Raw genomic sequence first — 3,843 nt, forward strand, 5'->3', positions numbered from 1 at the left:
CGCAGTGGGCGCGCGAGAACCTGCGCCCGTGACCACCAGAGCGCGCACCCCCAACCACGCCCATCCCGCCCCGAACGCCTGACCGAACAGCAAGTCGGTCAGGTAGTGCGCGCCCAGGGCGACCCGCGAGAACGACACCGCCTCCGCGAGCACCGGGGCGAGCACGACGGCGAGCGCCGAGGCCGACGCGGCGGGACGTGCGGCAGCGGCACACCCCGCAGCAGCACACCTGACAGCGACGCCCCTGACAGCGGCGCCCCTGACAGCGACGCCCCTGGCAGCGACGCCCCTGGCGACCAGGATCGCGGGAGCAGCCCTCCTCGTGCCCCGGCGCGCGGCAGCGGCGACTCCGGCAACGGGACGCGCGGCGGCGCAGCGGACCGCAGTGGGCGGCACCCCGGCGGGGAGCACCGCAGCGGGCAGCACCAAGGCGACGAGCAGCAGGCCCGTCGTCGCGCCGACCGCGTGCGCGCTGGGGAAGCTGAACCCCGTCTGCGCGGCGGCCACGCACCCGAAACCGGGGCGTGGTCTGGTGACCACGTCCTTGAGCGCACCGCACGCGAGCGAGGCGAGCCAGGGCACGGCGAGCAGCACGAGCCCGGCAGACGACCGCCCCAGCAGTAGAGCACAGCAGCACGACAAAACCGCCAGTCCCGTGACCGGCGCGGGGTTCCCCAGCGCGCTGATCACCCGGAAGAGCGAGTCCAGCGCCGCGTCACCGGCTCGGGCCGAGCAGATCCGCTCGCTCAGCCCCGCGTCCCACGGCGCCGCGAACCCCGCCCCCAGGAGGTGCCCACCCCCCCACAGCCGCGGCACCGCCCCGGACGCGGCCCACCCGGTTCCGGGGCGCGCGCCCCTCACCCCGACTGGAGCACCGCGAGCAGGTCGCGCGGCGTGCTGATGCCGGTCAGCCGGTCGTTCGGCACGCGGACGCCCGTCTCCGACTCCAGCCTGCTGATCACCTCGACCTGCGACAGCGAGTCCATGTGCAGGTCCGCCAGCGGCGTGTCCATGCCCACCCCCTCCGGCGGCCCCTCCCCCATGACCTCCACGACCGCCTCCCGGAACATCTCCGCGAACCGCTCCTCCGTCACCACACCGCACCTCCACCGCACTCACCACCACCCCGGCCCCGAGCGGGCGCCGGGCAGCTAGGCGTCGCGCCAGCGCACGTGCCGCCGCGTCAGCAGCCAGACCAGGACCGCGAACCCCACGAGCACCCCGGCGTCGACCAGCGCCCCGGCCCCGACCGGCCCCAGCAGGCTGTGCCGCAGCAGGGACGACGCGTACGTCGCCGGGTTCAGCCGCCCCACCAGCACCAGCCAGTCCGGCAGCAGCTCGGGCGGGATGGTGACCGGCCCGAGCGCGACCAGCACCAGCGTCACCGCCAGGCTCACCGACGACGCCTCCTCCAGCGCCCGCGACCGGCTGCCGATCCACGCGCCCAGCCCCGCGAACGGCAGCACCGCGAGCACCGCGGCCGGGACCACCAGCGGCGACACCGACAACCGCACGTCCAGCACCAGCACCCCGAGCACCGCCGTCAGCACCAGCGCAGGCAGCGCCAGCAGCCCGAACGCCGCCACCGAGGCCAGCACCAGCGCCTCCCGCCGCACCGGCAGCGACGCGTAGAAGTCGAACGCCCCGGTGTGCCGCAGGAACGCGAAGTTCGCGGCCACCTTGTTCTGCGTCTCGAACAGCAGCGCCATCGTCATGCTCCCGGTGAGCACGTACCCGGTCGCGCCCTCCCCGCTGCCCCTGGCGAACGCGCCCAGCGCGCCCAGGGTGACCACGGGCGCGAGCATCCCGGTGAGCACCATCTGCGGCCACGACCAGCGCCAGTTGGACAGCTGGACGCGGAACAGGTCCCAGGTGCTCCGCAGGAGTCCCGGCGGGCTCGGCTCGGGGAACACCGGCTCAGCGGACATGGTCGAGGTACACGTCTTCCAGGGTCGCGGACTGCAGGCGGAACTCCAGGACGCTCTCCGGCGCGAGGTCCGCGGTGAGGCGGGCGACGTCGGCGGCGGCCACGTGCGCGGTGACGCGGTCGCGGTGGCGGCTCTCCACCACGACGTAGTCCGGCAGCGCCCTGCCGCCCTCCTCGCGGAAGGTCACGTCGAGCCGGAAGCTGCCCGCCACGCGGCTCTTCAGCTCACCGGGCCTGCCGAGCGCGACCATCCGACCGCCGCTCATGATCCCGACCCGCTCGATCACCTGCTCGGCCTCCAGCGCGTTGTGCGTGATCAGCACGATCGTCCGGCCGCGCTCCCGGTTGGCCTCGCGCAGCAGCGCCCACACCTGCCGCCTGCGCGCGGGGTCCAGCTCGTTGGTGGGCTCGTCCAGGATGAGCACCGGCGGGTCGGTCACCAGCGCCACGGCAAGCTGGAGCAGCCGCCGCTCGCCGCCGGAGAGCTGGCGGGCGACCTTGTCCCGCAGCGGGACGAGCCCCAGCCGCTCCACGAGCTCGTCGCGCTGCCGCCTCGCCTCGCGGGTGGGCGTCCCGCGCAGGTGGGCGGTGTAGTAGAGCGCCTCGGCGACGGTGAGGTTGTTGAGGGCGAAGGCGCTCTGCGGCATGTACCCGAGCCGGGTGCTGGTGAACGCGTGGTTGCCCGGCACCGGGCGCCCGAGGAACCGGACGGCGCCGGAGTCGCTGCGCAGCAGGCCGACCATCTGCTTGATCAGGGTGCTCTTGCCCGCGCCGTTGCTGCCGAGCAGGCCGAAGAACTCACCTCGGGCGATGGTGAGCGAGATCCGGTCGTTGACGGGGGTTTCCTTGCCCTTGAAGGACTTCGTGACCTCGTGAAGCTCGTACGCGGGCTCGCTCACGCGGGATCGCCTCCCCGGCGGGCGCACCAGATCGCCCGGACCACCGAGGCCGCGTCGACCAGGTGCTCGGGTGCGGTCAGACCGTCGGCGCCGGGACCGGACATGCGGAAGAACCCGCTCATGGCCGGGTCGGTGGGCAGGTGGCCGTGCGAGGCGGAGCGCACCGCCTCGGTCGCGGGCCCGTCCCCGTACTGGAACTCGGTGTGCGCGCCGCAGGTGACGACGAGGTGGCCGACGCGCGGTCCGCCGACCGGGAGCCGCCAGGCGCGCAGGGCGTCCGCGTCGAGCACCCCCACGCCCAGCTCGGCCAGCCCCGAGGTGATCGCGGCCAGCTCGGCGGGTTCGGGCGGGGCGTCGCCGTAGAGGAAAGCGCAGTTGCTGTCGCCCTGGAACACCAGGCGGTCGGCCAGTCCCAGCGCGGCGAGGACCTCGTTGGGGCGCAGGTGGGTCTCGACCCAGTCGATGCCGTGGTCGGAGAAGAAGACGAGGTCGGCGTCGGGCCCGACCGCCTCGGCGATCGACCGCGCCCCGGCGTCGATCTCGTGGTACGCGTCGGTGATCTGCCCGCGCGCGGACGACCTCGTCGCCGGATCGGCCCTGGTGGCGTGCCAGCCGAGGAACTCCTGGGCGTGGTCGGCCTGGTTGAACCGGACCAGCAGGACGTCGGGGTCGTGCCGCTCCAGCACCTCCAGCGCGGCGCGGGCGACCCAGTCGGCGCGCGGGGACTCGTGGAAGTCGTGGCCGGGGTTGGCGGGGTAGGAGACGCCGAGCGACGCGGGGCCGGGACCGCCGAGGACGCTGGGGGCGAGCCCGCCGAACGGCAGCACCAGCACGCAGGTGCCCGCGGCCAGCTCGACGCGGTCGCTCCCGGCGCGCACCGGGGTGAGCGCGAAGGACAGGCGCCCCAACGGGTTCGTGGTGTCGAGCCGCCCGGTGGCGCCGACGTCCAGCCGCAGCGCGGGGCCGTGCGCGGCGCTCACCCGGAACCGGTCGCCCTCCGCGCGCACGTCCAGGCGC

The 3,843-nt window shown here is 74.7% G+C and carries 5 protein-coding genes; all 5 read right to left on the reverse strand.

Going from position 1 to position 3,843, the window contains the following annotated elements:
- The coding region (locus ACTUAL_RS09915; RefSeq protein ID WP_440900057.1) for a phosphatase PAP2 family protein at positions 1-816 on the reverse strand (816 nt) is incomplete at its 3' end.
- A 41-nt stretch (positions 817-857) separates the two neighbouring features.
- The gene (locus tag ACTUAL_RS09920) at positions 858-1,094 is read right to left on the reverse strand and encodes an acyl carrier protein (protein ID WP_440900058.1); all 237 of its coding nucleotides are present in this window, start codon (positions 1,092-1,094) and stop codon (positions 858-860) included.
- A gap of 57 nt (positions 1,095-1,151) precedes the next feature.
- On the reverse strand, positions 1,152-1,928 hold the full coding sequence (locus tag ACTUAL_RS09925) for an ABC transporter permease (RefSeq protein ID WP_218182239.1): 777 nt from the start codon (positions 1,926-1,928) through the stop codon (positions 1,152-1,154).
- Complete coding sequence (locus ACTUAL_RS09930) at positions 1,918-2,826, reverse strand: ABC transporter ATP-binding protein (protein ID WP_440900059.1); 909 nt, start codon at positions 2,824-2,826, stop codon at positions 1,918-1,920. Before ACTUAL_RS09930 ends, ACTUAL_RS09925 begins: the two co-directional genes overlap by 11 nt.
- A partial coding sequence (locus ACTUAL_RS09935; RefSeq protein WP_440900060.1) for an alkaline phosphatase family protein occupies positions 2,823-3,843 on the reverse strand: 1,021 nt, incomplete at its 5' end. The genes ACTUAL_RS09930 and ACTUAL_RS09935, both read right to left, overlap by 4 nt.

The organism is Actinosynnema sp. (assembly GCF_052038725.1).